Genomic DNA, 3,281 nt, shown 5'->3' with positions numbered 1-3,281 from the left:
CACCGATATCTACACTCGACTAGTCGTCGGCAGCGTCAGATGTGGTATAAGAGACAGGCGCAGGGGGCGTCCTCACCCTCCTGGATAACCCTCGTGCTCGGAAGGACGCCCCATGGCTTCGATTGCGGCATTGAAGACTCAGGCTCGCGCGAATTGGCGCACGTGGCTGGTGCTGGCCGCGCCGCCTGTCGCCGCGCTCCCGCTCTTCGGGGTGGGAAGCTCACGTCACAAGCGGAGCGGGTTGTTCGCCCATGTGGCTTCGGGAGCCATTGGCCTGGGCGTGCTGTCGTTGGCCTTCATGGGCCTGCGGCGGATTCCCCGCAAGCCTGCCCGGAAGGCAGGCGGGAAGGCGTGGCAGCGGGCGCCGAAGGACTTCCCCATCTCCGGCTCCATGGTGCCGGACGAGTTCGCCGCGTCGATGGCGTCCGGCCACTGAGCGCGAGGCCCTCAGGGGCGGCGTTCGATGCCGATGGAGACCGACGGGCCGGTGAGGGGTGACCCGGTGCCGTCGGACAGCGAGACGATGCCCAGGCTCGCGGAGAACACGGTGGTGCCGGCGCCGCCGGTGCCCTTGAGGAAGCTGCGCACGCCGAGCTCGCCGAAGTTCCAGCCGCTCGCGGCGCCGCCGCCCGCACCGAAGAGGGAGAGGCTGGGGGTGAGGGGGACCTGGATTTCGCCCCGGCCCGAGCCGAAGCGGAACTGGTTCTCGCGCGAGAGGATGGAAGAGCTCCACCCGATGTGGAAGCCGTCGAGCGCGCCCAGCCGCAGCACCTGCTGGACGGAGGGGCCCGCGTTGGAGGCGCAGACGTTCTTGCCTTCAATGGCCAGGTACGTTTCCGGGTCCAGCGCCGGCAGGCACTCCTTCTGGCCGAACTGCGCACCGAAGCCGAGGCCCACTTCGAGGAAGTCGGTGGAGTAGGCCGCGGCGACGTAGGCGGAGCCCGGGGTGTGGCGAAGGCCGGTGCCGAGCCCGAAGCCCACGGGTTCGAACTGGGCGCTCAGCACCAGGGGAAGGTCACTGGGGCGCCACGCGACGAAGGCGTCCAGGAGCAGGCCGCCCGCGCGCGCGGAGCGACCCAGCCGGGTGGTGGCGTCCAGCGCGAGGAACGGCCGCGCATGGAAGCCGTAGCGCAGGCGCGGCACGCCGGGTTCAGGGAAGAAGAGGCGCGCGGTGGCCGGCGCATCGGTGAGGACGGCGGTGTCCCCGACGCGAACGGTCTCGCCCCGGCCCAGGCGGGCGAGCGCGGAGTGCTCACGGGTTTCGACGACCACGAGCACCACCTCGCGGGAGGCCTCGGTGCGGACGCGGACGCCAGCGAATCAGGCTGGGGCTGTTCGGGGGTGGCGAGGGAGAAGGCATGGGCCTCCTCGCGCTGCTCGACGGCGAGGAGGGACTGGTTGACGACGACGAGCCGCACGAAGCGCCGGCCCTCCTCCAGGCGTCGCACGAGCTGGGGCGAGGCGCCCTCGAGCTTGAGGACGGCGATGCCGCCGCGTCCGAGCGCGGCATAGGTCACGCCCTGGTGTGTGACGGCATCCACGACGGGGCCCAGGCCCAGCGTCTCCGCGGCGCGGGAAGCGGCGGAGGCGGGAGCCTGGGCGACGATGACGGAGGCGAGGAGGGTGGGCAGGAGCATGGCGGCTGGCTCTATATCGCCCCCAGCCACCCACCGTCCCCGAACTCCGGGTGACTAATCGACGAGGAGCCGCTTCACCGGGGCGGGATCCACGGCGACCATCAGCGGTCGGGTGAAGTTGCTGAAGGACACCAGCGCCTGACCCGGAGCGAGCCGGGAGACGCGGTTCCACAGGCCCTCGTCGATGCTACCCACCGTCTTCTGCATCCGACTGATGACGGCGCCGTCGGTGATCTTGTGGATGATGAAGTTGTTGAGCAGGCCCAGCACCTCGTTGGGCAGGTGTTGGGGGAGCTGCGTGACGAAGACGAGCCCCAGCCACCGCTTGCGGCCCCGCTTCGCGATGCGCGCCACCTGTTCGAACAGCACCGGCATCTGCGTGATGCGGCTGGCGGACAGGAACTCGTGCGCCTCCTCGATGATGATCAGGACCGGGGTGGGCTCCCCCCCGTCGCGCTGGGCCTTCTCGTACGAGGCTTCCTGCCGCTCCTGAAGCCCGCGCAGGATGTCCGCGATGACCAGGTTGTTGATCTGCGGCGAGTCCGTGTCCGACAGGTCGATGACGGACACGCGTCCCGGCGTGAGCATCGCGTCGTACTTCACGCTCTCGCTGGAGCCCATGTCGAAGATGTTGAGCCGACGCAGCCGGTGGAGCTTGCTGGCCAGTGCCTTCCAGCTGATCTCGTTGCGGCTGCTCGCGGCCATGACCCGGGCCATGACCCGTCCCGGGCTGCTCTTGAACTCGGTGAAGAGCTGGGGGCCGGAGGACACGGGGGCGTGCTCCTCTTCGGGTTCTTCTCCCAGGTTCAGGTCGTCCTGGACGGGCGCGCGCCTGCGGGAAGCCGCCTTGGCGGGGCGGGCGCTGCGAGCCTCCGACCTGCCGTCATCACTGAGGCTGTAGAGGTAGGCGTTCACGACGTCCAGCACGTGCTGGATGGTCATGCGCGGATAGCCGGTGGACAGCTCGTCCACCTCCATCATCGCCCGGCGCTCCTGCTCGTTGGTGGGGAAGATGCCGAAGTCTTCCAGCAGCAGCTTGGTGACGTCGTAGGCCTTGAGGAAGCGCTCCTGCTGCGCGTCCGACATGTCCAGGATCTCCGCCAGCGCATACGGCGACAGGCTGGAGAAGCTCAGCGAGAAGCGGTGCAGGGGGCGGTGCCTCGGGTTGCGCGTCATGCGCCCGAGCAGGTGGTGGATGTGCAGGTCCTTCACACCCTCCGGACGCTGGCGCCGGCGCTTGAGCGCCTCCTGCATCGCGGGTTGATCCGTGGGCTGGTTGATGTGCGTGTATTCACCTTCCACGTCGAACACGATGGTGGCGATGCCCGCGAGCTGTGCCCGGTGGATGAGCGTGGCGACGGTGGTGGACTTGCCGCCACCCGTGGTCCCGATGATGCCCGTGTGGCGGGGCAGGACGGACTTGTCGCGCGGGTTGAGGCGGGCCTCCATCCCCTCGTAGCCCACCACCATTCCGAGGCTCAGGTCCCCTCCGACGCCGAGGACCCGCGCACTCTCCTCCGCCTTGGCGGGGCGGGCGCTGCGAGCCTCCGACCTGCCGTCATCACTGAGGCTGTAGAGGTAGGCGTTCACGACGTCCAGCACGTGCTGGATGGTCATGCGCGGATAGCCGGTGGACAGCTCGTC

The 3,281-nt window shown here is 69.2% G+C and carries 4 protein-coding genes; 2 read left to right on the top strand and 2 right to left on the bottom strand.

What is annotated here, in order from left to right; genetic code table 11:
- The first annotated feature begins 112 nt into the window (after positions 1-112).
- A complete protein-coding gene (locus D7X12_RS40350) occupies positions 113-436 on the top strand; it encodes a hypothetical protein (RefSeq protein ID WP_147443971.1) in 324 nt (107 codons plus the stop codon).
- Positions 437-447: 11 nt separating this feature from the next.
- On the opposite strand, the gene D7X12_RS40345 is transcribed toward D7X12_RS40350, so the two are convergent.
- On the bottom strand, positions 448-1,272 hold the full coding sequence (locus tag D7X12_RS40345; RefSeq protein WP_147443970.1) for a hypothetical protein: 825 nt from the start codon (positions 1,270-1,272) through the stop codon (positions 448-450).
- 86 nt (positions 1,273-1,358) lie between these two features.
- On the opposite strand from D7X12_RS40345, the gene D7X12_RS40340 reads away from it, so the two are divergent.
- Positions 1,359-1,691: a hypothetical protein gene (locus D7X12_RS40340; protein WP_120630433.1), complete on the top strand. Its 333-nt coding sequence runs from the start codon at positions 1,359-1,361 to the stop codon at positions 1,689-1,691.
- Here D7X12_RS40340 and D7X12_RS40335 read toward each other — a convergent pair.
- The coding region (locus tag D7X12_RS40335) for an ATP-binding protein (RefSeq protein WP_147443969.1) at positions 1,692-3,281 on the bottom strand (1,590 nt) is incomplete at its 5' end.

It is taken from the genome of Corallococcus sicarius, assembly GCF_003611735.1.
In the GTDB taxonomy this organism is placed as follows: Bacteria; Myxococcota; Myxococcia; order Myxococcales; family Myxococcaceae; genus Corallococcus; species Corallococcus sicarius.
This window is presented reverse-complemented; position numbering and strand designations above follow the sequence as displayed.

Coding starts and splice junctions, on each gene's coding strand:
- D7X12_RS40350 (WP_147443971.1), top strand. CDS start 113: ATGGCTTCGATTGCGGCATTGAAGACTCAGGCTCGCGCGAATTGGCGC.
- D7X12_RS40340 (WP_120630433.1), top strand. CDS start 1,359: ATGGGCCTCCTCGCGCTGCTCGACGGCGAGGAGGGACTGGTTGACGAC.